Origin of the sequence: Phytohabitans rumicis (assembly GCF_011764445.1) — a bacterium.
Lineage (GTDB): Bacteria > Actinomycetota > Actinomycetes > Mycobacteriales > Micromonosporaceae > Phytohabitans > Phytohabitans rumicis.
The window spans coordinates 7,404,636-7,422,120 of record NZ_BLPG01000001.1; the positions used below are offsets into that span (position 1 = coordinate 7,404,636).

Consider the following 17,485-nt stretch of genomic DNA (forward strand, 5'->3'; position numbering starts at 1 on the left):
CGGGCGTCCAGAGCCCTCGCCCGCGGAACACCCGACGTGTCGGTATGAGGCTGTCCCACCCACGACCCCCGGCGATCCCGCCGCCGGACCGGATGACATCGTCGCGGCGGCCGCCCTAGCCGCATTGGAGACGGTGGATCGGCTCCGTCGGGAGATGCCGGTCCGGATCGTGGCTGGTGAGCAGGTTCTACGCCTGTCCAACTGGCCAGCGAGCCTGCGCCGGCTGGACGGGGCACGCGCCCGCACCGAGGTCCGTTCGCTCGCCGCACCGACCGCCGGCTCCCACAGTTCCAGGGAGCTGGTGGTGGTACTCGACGTTGACCGGCCCGGGACCGACGGGGCGCATGCAGTCTTGTTGCACTGCCAGCCCGGCGCCGCGGTGGCGGTCACCGCCCGCTGCGACCCGGCGGACCCATGGTCGGTGAGCCTGCCCGCGGTGGCCGAGATCTTCGCCGAGGTACTCACCGCCCTGCTCGCCGATCCGCTGCTGCCACCGGCGGGGCCGGCGGGATCGGCTACACGTCCCGGACCGTCGCTCTGGGCCCTTGCGCCGGCCGCCGGGTCGATCACGGTCCGTTCCAGGCCATTCCGAGGATGGTCGAGGAGCGTACCGACCTACACCCTGACCGGCCGGCGATCTCGTTCCGAGGCCGGTCGCTGACTTACCGGCAGCTCGACGAGCTGGCGAACGGCCTAGCCACCACGCTGGCGGCACGTGGCGCCCGGTACGGAGACGTGGTGCCAGTCCTGCTCGCCGACGGCCTCGAACTGCCGGTGGCCTACCTGGCCCTGATGAAGCTCGGCGCCGCGTTCGTCCCGCTCGATCCCGCCTGGCCGGCACACCGCCTACGCGCCGTGGCGCAGGTGATCGAGCCCCGGTTAGTGCTGGGCGCGACCGCCGAGCCGCTGCCCGGGAATGGATCCGCCCACGTCGTTACCGTGGCGCTCGACGACATCGTGTCAACCGCCCGACGCCCGCAGGTGCCGCTCCAGCCGGACGACCTGATCTACGGAATCTTCACCTCCGGCACGACCGGGACGCCGAAGTGCGCGATGAACCACCATGCCGGGCTGACCAACCGGTTTCGCTTCATGACGCGGTACTTCGGGGCCACCGGCGACGAGGTCGTACTGCAGAACAGCAGGCACACCTTCGACTCTTCGGTGTGGCAGATGTTCTGGCCGTTGACTACCGGCGGCCGGGTCGTCGTACCGAGCTCGGGCGAGTTCCTCAACCTCGAGTACGTCCTGGACACTGTCGCCGCCGAAGGCGTCACCGTAACCGACTTCGTCCCGAGCATCTTCAACGTCCTGGTGGCCATGGTGGACCGGGATCCGGTCGCCCGCAGCAAACTCGCCTCCCTGCGCGCCCTGGTGGTCGGTGGCGAGGAGATCAACCCCGCCATGGTGCACCGGCTTCGGGAGCTGCTGCCGGACGTCAGGGTCACCAACGGGTACGGTCCGACCGAGGCCTCGATCGGCATGATCTTCCACCCAGTGTCGCCCGAGGACGGCGAAGTCGTACCGATCGGTCATCCGATCGACAACTGCTATGCCGCGGTGCTCGACCCGGCCATGCGGCCATTGCCGCCCGGCGCTACCGGTGAAATCGTTATCGGTGGCGTCTGCCTGGGAGCCGGCTATCTCGCCGCGCCCGCCCGCACCGCAGAAGCGTTCGTCCCGAACCCGCTGCCGGAGATCCCCGGCAGCCGGTTGTACCGGACCGGAGACCTGGGCTATCTCGGCACCGACGGGCGGCTGTATTTTGTGGGCCGCCGCGACTTCCAGGTGAAGATCAACGGCATACGGGTGGAGTTGGGCGAGATCGAGGCGGCGGCCGCCCGGTGTCCCGGCGTCCGGCAGGCCAAGGCCCTGGTGGCGAGGCAGGGCAGGCTCCGCTCCCTCGCCGTCGTCGCGGCCGCCGAGGAGGGGCTCACCGAGCAGGCACTGCGAGAGCAGCTGGCTCGGCTGCTGCCCCGGACGAGCCTGCCCCGGCATATCCTCCTCCTGCCCCAGCTGCCCCTGACCGACAACGGCAAGGTGGACCGGAGGCGGCTGCAGCAGCTCGTCGACCACAAGCTGGCCGAGGCCGCGGTACGCCTGGCCGAGGCCGCCGAGCCCCAGACCCTGCTGGACCGGGTGCTGGCCGTGTTCCAGGACGTCCTCGGCCAGCCCGAGCTGACCCGCGACAGCCACTTCCTGGCCGCCGGCGGCGACTCCCTGCAGGCGGTCTCCGCCACCATGGCACTGACCGAGGTGAGCGGGGTGAGTGTCGGTGTCCAGGACCTGTTCGACTGGCCGACACCGGCCGGTATGGCCCGGTTCCTCGCCGAGCGGAGCGGCGGATTGGAGCCCGCCGAGACGGAGGACGACCTGGTCGAACGGGACAGCCGCCTCCCGGCGACGCTGACCATCCACGCCGCCGATTCGCGGGTGACGCTAAGGACCATCCTGGTCACCGGCGCCACCGGGTTCGTGGGCAGCCGCCTGGTGCACGAGCTGCTCACCGCAACCGATCTGTGGGTGTGTTGCCTGGCCCGGGCCGCCGGTGACGCCGATGCCACCGACCGGGTGATCCGGGCGCTGACCGAGCGTGGGCTGTGGCAGCCGCGATTCGCGGACCGGCTCACGGCGTTCCGGGCCGATCTGGGCCGCCCGGATCTCGGGCTGGACCGCCCGACCTGGGACCACCTCTCGCGAACCTGCGACGCCATCCTGCACAACGGAGCACTGGTCAACTTCCTCTTCGACTACCGGGCACACCGGCCGGCCAACGTCCACGGCACCGCCGAACTGCTCCGGCTGGCCATGGCGCACCAACCGAAGCCCCTGCACTACATCTCCACCCTGGGCACCCTGGACACCGAAGCCGCACTACAGCCGCATCCGCTCGGCGAGGAGTATGCCTCGGACATGGCCGTGCCGCCGCACAGCGGTTACAGCCGGTCGAAGTGGGTGGCCGAGCGATACCTGGGCACCGCCCGGCGGCGGGGTGCGCTCGTCACCATCCTCCGCCTCGGCGAGGTGATGCCCGCCGCGGACAACGGCCACCCCAATGAGCGGGCCCTGACCCACCTCCTGCTCGTAGCTTGCCAGCGGCTCGGCATACGTCCGGCCGCAGCGATCGGAACGGACTACTCGCCGGTGGACTACGTCGCTCGCAGGGCCGTCGCCGCCGTCGTCGACAAGCACGTCTGGGGCCGGACGGTCCACATTTTCCATCCGCGGAGCACGATCTTCACCGACCTGCCCTCCAAGGTCGGCGGCCCCCTTCCGCGGGTCACCTGCACACAGTTCGTCACCAGCCTGCGTGCCGCCGCCAGCGACACCGCCGACCGCCGGCTCGCAGCATTGTTGTCGCTGCTGCCTCAGCAGCGCACGGCCGGCGAGGAGGACCTACGAATGGCCTTCGAGGGGCTGCTCGTCGACAATCCACGGCTGTTTCGCCGGGACGAGTGCCACCGGCTGGAACAGCGCTGGAACCTGACTGGCGACCAGCCGCTGCAGACCTCGATCGCGGCTTATCAGGCCTGGCTGCGCGAGCACGAGACAGCAGACGGCAGTCCTCGACTGCTGTTGCCGGCCGCACCGCTCTGACCGGTGCCCGACGGCGTGACGGATCGATACAGAAAGAGGAACGGATGCGCTATCGCAGGTTGGGCCGCCTCGGCTGGGAGGTCAGCGAGGTCGGGTACGGCATGTGGGGTATCGGGGGCGGCCCGGGTGGCTTCACCGGATGGGACTACGACGCCGCGCCCGGATGCCTCGACGAGGCCGTGGAACTGGGCTGCAACTTCTTCGACACCGCCTGGGTCTACGGTCGGGGCATCAGCGAGCAGCTGCTCGGCGCGCTGCTGCGCCGCCACCCGGACCGGCGGCTCTACGTCGGCACCAAGATCCCCCGAAGAACCGGGAGTGGCCGCCGAAGCCGGACGACCGCTTGGACGACGTGTACCCGACCGACCACATCCGCGAGTACACCCAGCGCAGCCTGGACAACCTCGGGGTGTCCCGGATCGACCTGCTCCAGTTCCATGTCTGGGAGGACCGCTGGGCCACCGAGGAGCGGTGGCAGGAAGCCATCACTCAGCTCAAGCGGGAGGGTCTAGTCGACGGGGTCGGCATCAGCGTCAACCGCTGGGAGCCGACCAACTGCATGGCGGCGCTCGACACCGGGTTGATCGACGTCATCCAGGCGATCTACAACATCTTCGACCAGGCCCCGGAGGACGACCTGTTCCTCCGGGCGCAGCGCGACGACATCGGCATCATCGCCCGGGTCCCGTTCGACGAGGGCAGCCTGACCGGCACGCTCACCGCCGACAGCACCTGGCCGCCGGAGGACTGGCGCAACACCTACTTCGGGCCGGAGAATCTCCTGCCGAGCGTGGAGCGCGCCGAGCGGTTGGCCGCAGACCTACCCGATGGCATGACCATGCCCGAACTCGCGCTCCGCTTCATCCTGCACCACTCGGCCGTAAGCACCGTCATTCCCGGCATGCGCCGGCTGGCGCACGTCCGCGCGAACATGGCGGTCAGCGACCGTACGCCCCTGGAGGAGAAGCAGCTGACACGCCTGCGAGACCACCGCTGGGACCGCACTCCGACATGGTGGTCACAATGATCCCCGCCCGGCCCGCCCCCTGCCTCCAGAGCCACCGCGGACGCGGGAGGCGCCGTGCCAGTGATCGCCATGTGGGCCCACCCGCGGGCGCTCAGCACCGCCTTCCTGCGCATGATGATCGCGCGCGGTGATGTCACCGTGGTCCACGAGCCACTGGTCACCCTCGTCGACGAGGGAAACGTCCCGCTGCCGACCCGCGACGGCGGCACCGTCACGGTCACCAGCCTGGGCGACGTCCTGGCGCACCTGGCGGACCTCGCGCGAGACCGTACGGTCTTCGTCAAGGACACCCTGGAATACCGCTACGCGTACCTCTTCGACCACCCCGACGAGATCGCCGACTCCGTGCACACCTTTATCGTCCGGCACCCGAGCCGGACGATCAGCTCGCACTACGCGATTAAACCCACGGTCACCTGCCCAGAGATCGGCTATGAGCACCAGTACGAACTGTTCGAACATGTCCGCCGGGTTGCGCGGAAGGCTCCGGTGGTGGTATCGGCCGAGGACCTGCTGCGCGACCCCGAAGGGACCATCGCGGCCTACTGCGCGTCGGTCGGCCTGCCGTTCCTGCCCGAGGCGCTGCACTGGACACCCGAGGACCGCGCGGAGTGGCAACGGACCCGCAAGTGGCACCTCGACGTGGAACGCAGCCACGGATTCGCGCCCGTGGCCAAGTCGTTCGAGGTCACGGTCGAGAACAGCCCGCAACTGAGGTCCTACTACGACCATCAGTACCCCTTCTACGAGCGACTGCTCCAACATGCCATCGCCCCGGGAGACAACACATGACCACTGCCGCCATCCCGACCCCCCGCGTCTCGACCGACGTGTCCCCCGGCCAGTTGTTCGCCCAGGCGTTCGCCGCCGACCCCACGAGCGCCGACGTGCGCTTCGACTACACCATCACCGACGCCTTCCGGCCGACGAAGGAACGCCCCGGGTGACCGTACGGAACCTGTTCCGCAAGCGGCCGGTCGACATGGACCCCGTCCGCTTCTGGTGCGAGACCCGGCCGGACGCGGACGAGGCGGAGACGGTGCACGAATCGGACCTGCGGCGGGAGGCGGCCTTCCGGTTCGGCATGGCCGAGGCGCAGGTGCACCCGATCCGGGCCTGGGTGCAGGTACCCGAGGAGTTGACCCGGGACCTCGATGCCCTGGCGGTCTTCGTCGACTACCGGCTCCTGGTCCGGCTTGCCACCGCGGAGAACCAGGCCCTGACCCTTGGCGAGCACGGTCTGCTCCGTCACCCCGAGATCGCCCGGCTGCCGTACGACGGCGACTACCTGACCGGGCTCCTCGACGCCTGCAACGAGATCGAGCAGACCGGGGCCACCCCGCACGCCATGATTGTCAACCCGCGTGACTACTACACCCACCTGCTCGGGCACGGCTCGCTCCTGACCGACTTCGAGCGCAACGGCATGCAGATCAGCCGTACTCGCATGGTGGCGCCGGGCACGGCAGTCGTCGGGGACTTCGCCATGGCCGCGCGCCTGCTCGACGCCGGCCAGTCAGCGATCCGGGTCACGGAGCCGCCCGCGGGCATCTTCGCCACCGACGGCCTGGCGGTGTGCGCGGAGATCCATGAAGGACTGGCCGTCCACCTACCGACGCACATCCACCACGTCGTTCCGGCCCAGGGAGGTCCAGCATGACCGCGATCGCCGGCAAATTGGCGTTCTACCGGCCGTTCGTGCCACTGTTCGGCACCATCTTCCTGTGCCTGCTCGGCGTGGGCGCGGCACTGGCAACGCTGCCCTTCTACGTCCTCGACGAACTGGACGGAAACCGGGTCGACGTCGGGGTGGTCATCGCCGCCATCGCGGTGTCCGCCGTGATCGCCCGACCGATCGCCGGCCGCTTCGGGGACCGGCACGGCTACAAGACCGTGATGCTCGCCGGAGCCGCAATCTGCGCCATCGCCAGCGCTGCGTACCTGATCGCCGGGAACGTGCCTGTGCTGGTGGCGGTGCGGGTACTGCACGGCATCGGCGAGGGGGCGGTCTACACCGCCGGGGCGGCGTGGCTCGTGGCGCTGTGCCCACCGGAGCGGCGCGGCCGAGTGGTCGGCCTGTACGGCATTCACATGTGGCTGGGCATCACACTCGGCGCGCTGCTCGGAACGGTCGCGCAGCGCACCGGCGGGTACCCGACGGTCTGGCTCTCCTCCGTCCTTCTCGCGCTGGTCGGGGCGGGGCTGGTGGCCTCCCGGCAGCGGCCGGAGCAGCCCGCGTCGAAGGGCCGGGCAGGCTTCATACCCGGCAGTGCCGTGCTACCCGGGATCGCGCTCTCCACGGCCGCGCTCGGCTACGCCGTGCTGGCCGCGTTCGTAGCGCTGCACCTAACTGACCGGGGGATCACCAATGGGATCGCGGCGTTCAACGCGTTCGGCGTCACCTACGTCGGCGTCCGGCTCTTCGTCGGCGGTCTGCCAGACAAGCTCGGCCCCGGCCGGGTGGCGATCTGGTCGGCCCTGGTGGAGGCGGTCGGATTGCTCCTAGTCGCGGTCGCGCCCAACCTGATCGTCGCAGTCGCCGGTGGCCTGGTGATCGGTGCGGGGCTCTCGCTGCTCTTTCCCGCCCTGGCGCTGCTGGTCATCAACCGGACCGATGCAGCCCATCAGGGGGCCGCGCTGGGGGCGTTCACCTCGTTCTGGGACATCGGCCTGGCCGCCGGTGGCCCACTGGCCGGGATCGTGGCGAGTGTAGCCGGGTATCCGGCCGCCTTCTACACGATGCTCGGTGCCGCCCTAGTCTCCGCAGGCATCTCTGCGATCAACTCACTCCCCCGGCGTCGACTGGTCGACCAGGGAGTGCCCGGCTGAGCCGAAACCAGTGAACGTGTACGGCCGGTGCGCTGCCTTGATCTAGGGCAACGCACCGGTCACGGCAGTCGTTCCGGGCTGGCTTGCCGGTCGGTGAACCGATCCGGGGCCAGGGGTGTGGGATCGAGCCCGATATCGGCGGGGGTGGCACCGACGGCCAGCGACGCGATCAACGCACCCACCGCCGGGGCCACCTGGACGCCGTAGCCGCTGAGCCCTGCCAGCCACAGGAAACCGGGCGCATCCGGCGCCACACCGACCACCGGAACATCGTCCGGCGCCGCCGTGCGCAGCCCGGCCCAGGCCCGCCGGATCCGGCGGACGGTCAGGGTGGTGGCCTCCTCGAGGCGTACGGCAGCGCTGGCGACGTCGAGGTCGTCGGGGCGCACGTCGCCCGCGGGCATCGGCGTGGCGTCCACAGGCGAGACCAGCAGCTGGCCCGACTCCGGCTTGAAGTAAAACGTCTCGGTGACGTCGGCGACCATCGGCCAGCGGGTGGCATCGAGGCCGTCGGGCACGTCCACCAGGAATGCGGTGCGCCGCAACGGGGTCAAACCCACTGGACGCAACCCGGCCAGGCCGGCCAACTCGTCCGCCCAGGCACCGGCAGCGTTGACCACCACCGGAGCCCTGAACTCGCCCAAACCGGTCGAGGCGTGCCACACCCCGCCCCGGCGGGCCAGGGCGACCACCCGGGCTGAACGCAGCACCTGTCCACCGGCGGCGCGGATCCCCCGCAGGTACGCCTGGTGCAACGCATTCACGTCGATGTCCTGCGCGGCCGGCTTCACCATCGCGCGACGGCACCACTCGAGCCGCACAATCGGGCAGTAGACAGGGATGTCGTGGATAACGATTTCCCGCGCCGGCCTGGAGGCCTCCGCGCCGTCGCGGAGGGCGGCTTCGAAACGCTGCTCAGCACCGGCTGGACAGAGCGTAAGCACGCCTCTCGGGGTGAGCAACGGGTACTCGGTGAACCCGGGCGGGGGCGTGCTGAGGACATCACGGCTCCAGCGAGTCAGCGCGCGTACCGCCGGACCGCCGTAGTACTCAGAGAAGAACGCGGCAGAGCGGCCGGTGGCGTGGTAGCCCAGCGCCTCCTCCATCTCCAACAGCAGCACACGCCCGTGGGCAGCGAGGTGAAACCCGGCGCTGGCACCACTGATACCGCCACCGATGACGAGAAAGTCGATCTCCACCAAGGGCGACCGTAGCCGCCGAACCCCTGCCAGGGCAATACCTGCCAGCCATCGACGGAGGGCAGGTTCACCGCGCAAGCGTGGGTCAACCACGACGGTGGGGCAACCTGGACCGCGGCGGGATCGAAGGAGGCGACGTGCCGGGCGTAGATGTGCAGGGTGGTGGGCCAGATTGACCGGCGGGTGGTCGACCAGTACCGCAGCCACTGCGCCACCGTCCGCGTCGGAAAGTCCCGATTGTCAGACATCGTTCGAGCGGGTGGTCAACCTGGTACGTCGGCACGCTCCCGGCGCCGCGATCGCGTTCAACTCCACTCCTACGGACACGTTCGACGCGGCTGCCCGCTGGGTAGACGTTCCAGGACGATCACCCGCCGCCGATCTCGCGTCCTGCCCGCGTGGCCGCGGTGTCAGCCCATTTGGATGAACCACAGAGCCGTAGCCGCCTTACCGGCGCGGTCGGCGAAGTCGATGCCGGGCCAATCCGGGTAGTCCTCGCCAACCCCGCTACATCGGCCGTCAGGTATGGAACAAACAGCGCAAGGACGAGGTACTCCTCGACGTCCACGATGTCGGCCTCGGCTACGAAACCCGGATGCGATTGTCGGCGCGATGGAACGACACAGCCACCTGGGTCTGGTCGGACAGCATCGTTCACGAACCGCTGGTAAGCGTCGAGGCTTTCGAAGCCGCCCAGCGAATCGCCGCGCAGAACGGACGCGGCCGCACTGCGCGAAGATCCATCGCACGTGCGGCGCGGTGACCGGGTCCGGGTCCGGGTCAAGGCGGTGCACGGCGCTGTCACGCTGCCACTGCCGCGACGACACCGGATCCTGAAACCTGCTCGTCGAGGTCCGCCCGTACAACGCGAACCCCGGGCCAACCCGACGCCGCCCCGGGGCCCAGCCACGAACCCGCGGCCTCGCCGGAGCCTGGGTCAGCCACACGGTGAACAAGTCATCGCCGGATTCGACCAATGGACTGGACTGGAAGCTCGGCATGCCAGGTCACCTCCGTCGCGACGGCCAGGCTGTGCAAGTCGGCGAGTTCCCACCAACAGACCCGCCCACAACCAGCACCCCGGAAAGCCACCCAAACGAGTGACCCACGCTGGAGCTCACACCCCGCAAGGGGGACACATCGCCGTCCCCGCCACGCTTTAAGATCACGGGTGGAGCCATCCGCGTACCGTCGCCGACCCCACCGAACATCACGCTCCGTCTACGACGGCCGCACCACAGCGAAACCCGGCGCAATCATCTGCCGATGTCCGCGCAGGTGATGTTGAGCGGTGGGGTCGAACGTCGGATGGTCTGTCGCGGTCAGCCGTTGTCGTCGGCTGGGGCGAGAATCCGTGTCTGGGGTGTGCCAGCCAGTGCGGGTGCGCGGCCGGGATCGGACCAGACCGAGGTGCGGAGAAAGGCGAGGAACTGCTCGGCGGCCGGGACGTTGGCGAAGTCGAGGTCGACCATGACGTACCGCTGATCATCGATGGGGCGCAGGATGCGGTGCTGCTGAACCCCGGCCCGGTCGCGGGCGGCGGCGAAGGAGTCGAATGCGCGCCGCCACGTGTCGTAGTCGGTGATGGGATGCTCGATGCGTAGCGTTGCCATGGCTGTGACGCTACGTTCGGTCGTACCGGGCGCGGTATCCCAGACATCTGGGTGGTTACCGTTGGTGAGTGACTCGTGCGTCGGCGCTGCAGCGTTTGCGTCGGATCGGCGGCGTGGCGACAGAATCGCGCGCGCTGCGCTCGGCCGCGCTGGCCGAGATCGGCCGCGTCGTGTCCTTCGATGCCTACGTCTGGGCGCTGACCGACCCGGAGACATCGGTCGGGACGGCGCCGGTGGCCTTCGTGCCGCCGGCGCTCATGCCCGACCTGCCCCGGCTCATCAGACTCAAGTACCTCACACCGGTGAACCGGTGGACCAGCTTGTCCAGGGCCGCCCGGCTCGACGTGCCGGCGGCCAGTCTGGTGTGGCGGGAACTGCTGCAGGGTCACGGTGTCACCGACGTCGCGTCGGTGGTGTTCCGGGACCGGTACGGCTGCTGGGCGTTTCTGGATCTGTGGCGCCTCGGTGGCACGTTCGCCCGGGACGAGTTGGCGTTCCTCGACGAAGTCGTGTCACTGCTCACCGGGCATCTGCGGCGGTGCGTGGCCTTATGCTTCGCGGCCACGGCCGGGGTGGGCCCCGCGACCCAGGCCCGGTGATGTTGCTGCTCGACGCCGGTCTGCGTGTGCTCGGCCAAACCCCGCAGACGCTCGAGTATCTGGCACGGCTGCTGCCGCCGAACTCGGACACAGCTCCCGTGCCGGCCGTCGCTTACAACGTTGCCGCCCAGCTGGTCGCGGTCGAAGAAGGCGTTGACAGGCGGCCGCCGCTGGCGCGCATGCACCTGGCCGACGCGCGGTGGCTCACGCTGCGCGCGGCGCGTCTGGGTCCGGACGTCGGCCCGGACGCGCAGATCGCTGTCACCGTCGAGGACAGCTCGCTTGCGGACCGTACCGCCATCTTCGCCCGCGCCTGCGGGCTTGCCGCGCGTGAGACCGAGCTCCTACACCAGCTGACCACCGGCGCGGACACCCGCACCATCGCCACCCGGATGTTCTTGAGCGACAACACGGTCCAGGACCACCTGAAATCAATCTTCGACAAGACCGGCACCCGCAGCCGCCGAGCTCTGCTCTCCCGCGCCGCCGGTACCGCCTGACAACCCCGGAAAGGCCAACGCCGCCCGCAGTCACCACGATCGGCAATCGCCCGTCGACCGCGCACATCTGCCGCGATCAGCTCGTCACCGAAGGTGAACTCCGGCGCGACTCGCTGGCGTCTGGCCGTGTCGAGAACCGTGCACCCTCGGGCCGGCTCCTCGCCCGGAATAGCGATCGCCGCCCGTGTCGGAGCAGACGGTGGCGCGCTGGACCCACTTATGTCGCCGACCCGGTCCGTGGTGCGGCAAACCGCACCGCGCTGACGTACGAAGGCATGGACGCGGCGGATGAAGCGGCCGCACACGGTCGCCGCAGGAAATCGTGACTCCAAGTTGACAAACCTCCCGTGACGCGCCCACTCTGAACGTATGTTCAGAACGAACGTTCAGAACACCTCGCTCCGGGGGAGGGTCGCCGTCCCGGCCCGGGCCGACGTCGCAGTCGTCGGCGGCGGCCTAGCCGGGATGGCGACGGCGTTGCGGCTGCAGGCCGCTGGCCTGTCCACGGTGGTCATCGAGGCTCACGGACACGCCGGAGGATGCGCCGGCTATTGGCGGCACAAGGGGTTCTCGTTTGATGTCGGCGCGACGACGCTGGTCGACTTCGCTCCGGGTGGCGTTGGCGCGGAATTCCTCGACTCCGTGGGCGCGCCGCCGCCGGAGGGTGAACACCTGCCCGGTTACGTCGCTTGGCTTCCGGACCGGGCCGTCACGTTGCACCGCGACCCAACCCGGTGGCAAGCAGAAAGGCTCGCCGCCTTCGGTGAAACGCCGGGCCATCGCGCGTTCTGGCGCGAGCTCGACACCCTCGCTGACGTCTTCTGGCGGGCCAGCCGCGCCGGGATCCGCATGCCGCTGCGCCGCCCGTCCGACGTCGTGCACAATCTGCGCGCGGTCGGGCTGCGCCACGCGCCGCTGGCCCGGCATCTGACCGGCACGCTCGGCGGCGCGCTGCACCGGCACGGCCTTGGCCGGGACACGGCGCTGCGCGCGGTCCTCGGGATGCTCATCGAGGACACGGTTCACAGCAGCGTCCAGCGCGCCCCGCTGATCAACGCCGCGCTCGGCATCACCATCCGCGGGGCCGGCTTGACCCGCCACGAGGGCGGCATGCACGGCTTCTGGCGTACCGTCGTGGGTCATTATCGGGCGCTGGGCGGGCAACTACGGACCGGAACGATCGCACGGACGGTGACCGGGCGGCCCGGCGCGTACACGGTGATGACGAACCGGGGAGTGACCACGGCGGCGCAGGTCGTCCTCGCGGTCCCGGCCCAGGTCACCGCAACTGTCTGCGGTGGGCTGCCGGTGGCGCGGCGGCTCGTCAGCTACCTCGATCGAGACCGCGACGGGCTCGGTGGTGCGATCGTGGTCTTCCTCGGCGTGCCCGACGAGGAGGTCGCCTGTCATGCCTTCACGCACCACCAGCTGCTCCAGGACTACGCGCAGCCGTTCGGTGACGGCAACAACATGTTCGTCTCCGTCTCGGCCGCGGGAGACACCCTCAGCGCCCCACCCGGTCACCGTGCTGTCATGATCTCCACCCACACCTCGCTGTCCGCCTGGTCCGCGCACGACAGCAACCGGTACGCCCAGCGCAAAAAGGAGATCGGCGAGCACCTCGTCGCGCTCGCCCGCAGGGTCTATCCGCGGCTCGGGGAGCGTGCCGCGGTCTTCGACGTCGGCACGCCGCAGGCCTACGAACGGTTCGCATTCCGCCCAGGCGGCGCCGTCGGCGGACCCCGCCAGACCTTGCGCAACAGCAACCAGTTCGCCGTCCCGCACGACCTCGGCGGGCCGGGTCTCTGGCTCGTCGGCGACTCCACGTGGCCGGGCCTGGGAACCGTCGCATGCGTTTTGGGGAGCCGCATCGTCGCCGACGGGATTCTGCGCGAACGCCGCCGGACACGCCCGGAAGGAGCGCCCCGATGACCTTGCCCACCCTGCGGGAGCTCGGCGACGATCTGCTCGTAACGACGCCGCGCCAACGCACGATCGCCCTCGCCCGCCCTACGTAGGCGTTCTCTGCTTCGCCGCCGCCGTCTGGGCCGGCTGGTGGTGGCTCACCCCGGTGATCGTCTTCGGCACCTTCGTCGCCGTGGTCACCGTTACCCACGACGTGGTTCACCGCACGTTCGGACTCACCGAGACCGCGACTGACCGGTGGCTGTTCGCCCTCGGACTGGTTCTGCTCGAAAGCGGCCACGCCTACCGGATCACGCACCGCCAGCACCATCGCCTCTTCCCGAGCATCGACGACCCCGAGGGATATCCGGCGAACCTGTCCTTCGTCGGCGCCGTCTGCTACGGCCCGGTCTTCCTCGTACGCCTCTGGACCTGGGCGTTCGCCCGTGCTCGCCCGCGCGATCGCGCGTGGCTGCTTCTGGAGGCCTTCCTCCCGGTCGCCGCGGTCACCGGCGGCATCATGCTCTGGCCACTGACCCCGGGCGTCCTGGTCTACGTGGTGATGGCGATCGTCGGCAGCTGGGTCTACCCGCTTCTCACCGTCTACCTGCCACACCACGACTACGGCGACGAACCGTTGCGCCAGACCCGGACCCTGCGCGGCCGCATCATCCCGGTGATCTTCCTGGAGTTGACCTACCATCTCGAGCACCACCTCTACCCGCGGGTCCCCAGCCACCACCTGCCCGAGCTCGCTCGCCGCCTCGACCCTTACCTCGCCCAGGCCGGTGTCCGACCGGTCGCGGTGCCATGACCGGATCGCCGCGCGCCGCGGCCCGCGAGCGCATCCTGCGGGCCGCGGTCCTCGCCCTCGCCACCCACGGGTACGCCGGAAGCACCGCCCGGTCGATCGCAGCCCTTGGCGGCTTCGCGCCCGGTGTCATCTACTACCACTTCACCGATCTCGACGACCTGTTCCTTGCCACCGCCGCCCACACCAGCGAGCAGCGCGAAGCCCGCTATCGAGCCGGGGTCGCCGGAGTGACCAGTGCGGTACAGCTTGTCGACCGGCTGTGCACGCTGTACGCCGAGGACGCGGACTCCGGTCACATCGAGGCCATCCAGGAGCTGATGGCCGCCGCCCGTCCGAGGTCGCCGCTGGCCGCTGCCGTGGCGCAAGAGACCCGCCGCTGGGAGGTCCTCGCCGAAGAAGTGTTGCGCACGTTGCTCCGCGGCAAACCGCTGGCCCGCCTCGTGAACGTGCCGACCGCCGCGCGCGCCGCTGTGGCGTACTACCTCGGCATGCAGACGCTGACGCACATCGACGGCGACAGCACCCGGCCGCAGGCCGCCTTCGCGCAGGCAGCCCGGCTGGCGGCGGCCTTCGACAAGCTGCCGCGCCTGCGGCGAACCCGGGCAACGCGGGCCAGCTAGCCTCCTAGGACGCCTTACGCGGTGTGTGCCTCACGACCACGCGGGCTTGGAAAACAACTTTGGGTACGCCGGACACGGCGGCGCAACCGGACGGCAGCGCCTCGTCGGCTCCACGGCGTGCCTGTCAACGCTCCACTTTGGTCAGGGTGAGTCATGCCCTTTCCACGTCCTCCCGAGCCGGGGCCGTAGAGCGCCGGACCTGGGCACGTAACCCCCTGATGATGGCCACGATGGTACGAGCGGAGTGACGGGAGACTGTCACGCTCCGTTCCGTGGGAGCCCGAAGTCGGGATCCCTCCGGGCGACCCGACCCTGTGGCCGGTACTGAGCCAGCCGACCCGGACGGCTCAGCGGAAAATCAGCGAGTTCTCAACGCCCGGCACCAGACTCCACACCGCAGACGGCCATGCCCACCCTACCGAGGGCCGGCCCGACGCACGGCTATCCACAATGGAGGTAACTCGGTGAAGATGATCCCAGTCCGCGTCCATCGTCTCCTCGCCCTCGTCCTCATCGCCGTCACGGCGTCGACTCTGCTGAACGCGGCACCCGCCGGAGCCGCGATCGCATACTTCCAGCTGGCCGCCTTCAACGGCATGATAGGAGGCGTTGACAAGTGTGCGTCCGTCGGTGGCGCGAGCCTCGCGAATGGTGCTCCCCTGGTCAGCTGGTCCTGTGTCGGCGGCGCCCATCAGACCTGGCGCTGGACCGGCAATGACGAAATCATCAACTCCAACAGTGGCAAGTGCCTCGCGATCGGTAGCGCCAGCAAGGACGCCGGAGCGCGTGCTATCCAGTGGACCTGCAACGGCGGTCGCGAACAGAAATGGGTCAAGACATCCGCGGGAGCCGGCGAGGGCTGGATCCTGAGAAACCTGAACAGCGGCTATGTCCTCTCCGTCTCCGGGGATTCCGATGCCAACGGCACCTGGATCGTCCAGTGGGGATACAGCGGCTCGGACGGTCAGAAGTGGGAAGAGCGCCACATCTGACCCCGCCCCACACGGGGCGGCGCCCCGTCGATCAAGGGAAACGGCGTCGATCAAGGGCGAATGGTTGTGGATTGGAGATCAAAGCACGACCTTCGGGCTCTCCTGCTGTATGTGTGGGTGGGTGAGCGTGTCGTAACGCGGTGCACGCCGTTGCTGTGCCTAGGTTCCGGACTGGCTGACGGTCTGGTTCCGAGGTGGTGGCAACGGTGTGCGTTCGTCCAGGGTATGGGGTCTGGGCCGCCGATGTGGCGGCCTTGCTCGCGGGCTTGTGCCTGCATGGCGGCGGTGGTGCGGAACCGGGGCGCGCTGCACCTCCTGTTTGGCTTGCGCACCGAGCATGAGCAGTAGTGCTTGGTGTGTCGGGTTGTCCAGGTCGACTGGCCCATCGACCTCGGGCAGCCACAGTTGCACGCCGTATTCGCGCAGCAGGGGAGCGAGGTGGATCGCTTGGCTGCCGTAGAACGCCCGCGCGTACTCGCCGACCACGATCGCGTCGAAGCCGCGGTCCGGGTCGGTGATCGCGGCCAGCAGCCGGGCTGCTTCCGGACGGTCGGTCCAGGCGATCTCGCGGGAGTGGCCGATGTCGAAGTAGTGGGCCACGATCTGGCCGTGTCCGGCCACGAGTTCGGCGGCGAAGTCGAACTGCCACCGCCGCGACGATACCGGGTCCTGGTGGTCGTGCGTGGACACACGACCGTAGAACGCGAACCGCAGCCCCGCCGCCTGAATCATCCGGCCGGCCAACCGCAGACCGCGATCTTCGGGGTGGACGGCAGACAGCTGGTCCCGGCGGGCGGTGCAGCAGCAGGAAAGGGCATCGAAACATCGTGCTAGGCCGCCGGTGGTGTGTTACGGCCTCGCCAGGAGAGCCCTTGATCGGCTCACTCGTCTGTCTATGAGCGAGCAGGTGCGAGGATTTACGTTGTGGAGGCGGAGTTCGTTTCGCGTGCGATGGCCGCGGCGACAGCACTGGCCGGAGAGCTGTATCTGCGGGTCGACGACGCAGTCGTGATTCATAATTCGAACAAGCTCGCTCTACGTCTGTTTCCGTGTGACGTCTTCGCGCGAGTAGCACTGACAGGGCAAGAGGTAGCCGCGCTTGAGGTCGAGCTCGCTCGGCGACTGGCAGCAGTCGCGAGCCCTGTCGCAGCGCTGGAGCCCCGGGTTGAACCGCGGGTCTACGAACGCGACGGCTTCGCCGTGACCTTATGGACCTACTACGAGGTCGTGGCGGCCGACCTGGACTTGCCAGGCGCATACGCCGACGTGCTGCATCGCCTGCACACCGGCATGCGAGGCGTCGAGATCGCGACTCCGCACTTCCTGGACCGGGTCGCGGAGGCTGAGCGGCTGGTCACGCAGCGAGACGAAACCCCCGCGCTCGCGGATGCCGACCGGCATCTCTTGCTCAGCACGCTGCAGAGCGCTCGTGAACGGATCCACAGCCGCGGCGCCGCCGAGCAGCTGCTGCACGGTGAACCGCATCCCGGCAACCTCCTCAACACCTGTGACGGCCTGCTGTTCATCGACTTCGAGACGTGCTGCCGCGGACCCATCGAATTTGATGTTGCCCACGTGCCAGAGGAGGTCAGCGCGCGCTATCCGGACGTCGATCAAGTTCTGCTCGCGGAATGTCGACGGCTCGTGCTTGCGATGGTCGCGGCCTGGCGCTGGGACATCCTCGATGAATTCCCGGATGGGCACCAGCACGGCCGAAACATCCTTACCTTGCTCCGCCAGGGTCCGCCGTGGCCCACACTTGGTACTCTCGCCGCCGAGTAGCGACGCAC

The 17,485-nt window shown here is 69.2% G+C and carries 16 protein-coding genes and 2 pseudogenes; 15 read left to right on the forward strand and 3 right to left on the reverse strand.

All coding sequences use genetic code 11. From position 1 onward, the window contains the following. Positions 1-133: 133 nt before the first annotated feature. The 7 genes and pseudogenes from Prum_RS33805 (at position 134) to Prum_RS33835 (ending at position 7,453) form a co-directional block, all read left to right on the forward strand. Positions 134-661: a hypothetical protein gene (locus tag Prum_RS33805; protein ID WP_173080165.1), complete on the forward strand. Its 528-nt coding sequence runs from the start codon at positions 134-136 to the stop codon at positions 659-661. Beyond that, a complete protein-coding gene (locus Prum_RS33810) occupies positions 595-3,597 on the forward strand; it encodes an amino acid adenylation domain-containing protein (protein ID WP_173080167.1) in 3,003 nt (1,000 codons plus the stop codon). Before Prum_RS33805 ends, Prum_RS33810 begins: the two co-directional genes overlap by 67 nt. 101 nt (positions 3,598-3,698) lie before the next feature. Continuing rightward, positions 3,699-3,845, forward strand: a pseudogene (locus Prum_RS55305) (aldo/keto reductase); the annotation flags it as partial. 104 nt (positions 3,846-3,949) lie between these two features. Continuing rightward, entirely contained in the window at positions 3,950-4,624 is a 675-nt protein-coding gene (locus Prum_RS33815; protein WP_281369141.1) for an aldo/keto reductase, read from the forward strand. A gap of 54 nt (positions 4,625-4,678) precedes the next feature. After that, positions 4,679-5,416 carry a sulfotransferase-like domain-containing protein gene (locus Prum_RS33820; protein ID WP_173080169.1) on the forward strand — a complete coding sequence of 246 codons (738 nt, stop codon included), beginning with the start codon at positions 4,679-4,681 and terminating at the stop codon, positions 5,414-5,416. Further along, positions 5,388-6,284 carry a family 3 encapsulin nanocompartment shell protein gene (locus Prum_RS33830; RefSeq protein ID WP_281369069.1) on the forward strand — a complete coding sequence of 299 codons (897 nt, stop codon included), beginning with the start codon at positions 5,388-5,390 and terminating at the stop codon, positions 6,282-6,284. Before Prum_RS33820 ends, Prum_RS33830 begins: the two co-directional genes overlap by 29 nt. Continuing rightward, positions 6,281-7,453 (forward strand): MFS transporter, encoded by a 1,173-nt coding sequence (locus Prum_RS33835; RefSeq protein ID WP_173080175.1) that lies wholly within the window; start codon positions 6,281-6,283, stop codon positions 7,451-7,453. Before Prum_RS33830 ends, Prum_RS33835 begins: the two co-directional genes overlap by 4 nt. A gap of 59 nt (positions 7,454-7,512) precedes the next feature. Here the strand turns inward: Prum_RS33835 and Prum_RS33840 are convergent, their stop codons facing one another. Continuing rightward, complete coding sequence (locus tag Prum_RS33840) at positions 7,513-8,652, reverse strand: NAD(P)/FAD-dependent oxidoreductase (protein WP_246278653.1); 1,140 nt, start codon at positions 8,650-8,652, stop codon at positions 7,513-7,515. Positions 8,653-9,160: 508 nt separating this feature from the next. Here Prum_RS33840 and Prum_RS33845 point away from each other — a divergent pair. After that, positions 9,161-9,415, forward strand: a pseudogene (locus Prum_RS33845) (hypothetical protein); the annotation flags it as partial. Between the two features lie 559 nt (positions 9,416-9,974). Here Prum_RS33845 and Prum_RS33850 read toward each other — a convergent pair. After that, positions 9,975-10,265, reverse strand: coding sequence for a hypothetical protein (locus Prum_RS33850; RefSeq protein ID WP_173080179.1), 291 nt, complete (start codon positions 10,263-10,265; stop codon positions 9,975-9,977). A 113-nt stretch (positions 10,266-10,378) separates the two neighbouring features. Between Prum_RS33850 and Prum_RS49885 the strand changes: the two genes are divergently transcribed. The 6 genes from Prum_RS49885 to Prum_RS33875 all read left to right on the forward strand — a co-directional run bounded on the left by Prum_RS49885 (position 10,379) and on the right by Prum_RS33875 (position 15,695). Next, a complete protein-coding gene (locus Prum_RS49885) occupies positions 10,379-10,864 on the forward strand; it encodes a hypothetical protein (RefSeq protein ID WP_218577455.1) in 486 nt (161 codons plus the stop codon). Next, the gene (locus Prum_RS49890; RefSeq protein ID WP_218577456.1) at positions 10,864-11,364 is read left to right on the forward strand and encodes a helix-turn-helix transcriptional regulator; all 501 of its coding nucleotides are present in this window, start codon (positions 10,864-10,866) and stop codon (positions 11,362-11,364) included. Before Prum_RS49885 ends, Prum_RS49890 begins: the two co-directional genes overlap by 1 nt. Positions 11,365-11,733: 369 nt before the next feature. Next, positions 11,734-13,296, forward strand: a complete 1,563-nt coding sequence (locus tag Prum_RS33860) for a phytoene desaturase family protein (RefSeq protein WP_173080181.1) — start codon at positions 11,734-11,736, stop codon at positions 13,294-13,296. 139 nt (positions 13,297-13,435) lie between these two features. After that, on the forward strand, positions 13,436-14,083 hold the full coding sequence (locus Prum_RS33865) for a fatty acid desaturase (protein ID WP_218577457.1): 648 nt from the start codon (positions 13,436-13,438) through the stop codon (positions 14,081-14,083). Next, a complete protein-coding gene (locus Prum_RS33870) occupies positions 14,080-14,703 on the forward strand; it encodes a TetR/AcrR family transcriptional regulator (RefSeq protein ID WP_173080183.1) in 624 nt (207 codons plus the stop codon). Before Prum_RS33865 ends, Prum_RS33870 begins: the two co-directional genes overlap by 4 nt. Before the next feature lie 470 nt (positions 14,704-15,173). Continuing rightward, positions 15,174-15,695, forward strand: a complete 522-nt coding sequence (locus Prum_RS33875; protein ID WP_246278654.1) for an RICIN domain-containing protein — start codon at positions 15,174-15,176, stop codon at positions 15,693-15,695. Between the two features lie 159 nt (positions 15,696-15,854). Here the strand turns inward: Prum_RS33875 and Prum_RS33880 are convergent, their stop codons facing one another. Next, the gene (locus Prum_RS33880) at positions 15,855-16,427 is read right to left on the reverse strand and encodes a recombinase family protein (RefSeq protein WP_246278263.1); all 573 of its coding nucleotides are present in this window, start codon (positions 16,425-16,427) and stop codon (positions 15,855-15,857) included. A gap of 192 nt (positions 16,428-16,619) precedes the next feature. On the opposite strand from Prum_RS33880, the gene Prum_RS33885 reads away from it, so the two are divergent. Further along, complete coding sequence (locus Prum_RS33885; protein ID WP_173080187.1) at positions 16,620-17,477, forward strand: phosphotransferase family protein; 858 nt, start codon at positions 16,620-16,622, stop codon at positions 17,475-17,477. Positions 17,478-17,485: the final 8 nt, after the last annotated feature.

Bases quoted from the DNA above. Each gene is read 5' to 3' on its own strand.
- Prum_RS33880 (WP_246278263.1), bottom strand. From the start codon at position 16,427: ATGATTCAGGCGGCGGGGCTGCGGTTCGCGTTCTACGGTCGTGTGTCC.
- Prum_RS33870 (WP_173080183.1), top strand. From the start codon at position 14,080: ATGACCGGATCGCCGCGCGCCGCGGCCCGCGAGCGCATCCTGCGGGCC.
- Prum_RS33830 (WP_281369069.1), top strand. From the start codon at position 5,388: ATGCCATCGCCCCGGGAGACAACACATGACCACTGCCGCCATCCCGAC.
- Prum_RS33835 (WP_173080175.1), top strand. From the start codon at position 6,281: ATGACCGCGATCGCCGGCAAATTGGCGTTCTACCGGCCGTTCGTGCCA.
- Prum_RS49890 (WP_218577456.1), top strand. From the start codon at position 10,864: ATGTTGCTGCTCGACGCCGGTCTGCGTGTGCTCGGCCAAACCCCGCAG.
- Prum_RS33810 (WP_173080167.1), top strand. From the start codon at position 595: ATGGTCGAGGAGCGTACCGACCTACACCCTGACCGGCCGGCGATCTCG.
- Prum_RS33875 (WP_246278654.1), top strand. From the start codon at position 15,174: ATGATCCCAGTCCGCGTCCATCGTCTCCTCGCCCTCGTCCTCATCGCC.
- Prum_RS33860 (WP_173080181.1), top strand. From the start codon at position 11,734: ATGTTCAGAACGAACGTTCAGAACACCTCGCTCCGGGGGAGGGTCGCC.
- Prum_RS33850 (WP_173080179.1), bottom strand. From the start codon at position 10,265: ATGGCAACGCTACGCATCGAGCATCCCATCACCGACTACGACACGTGG.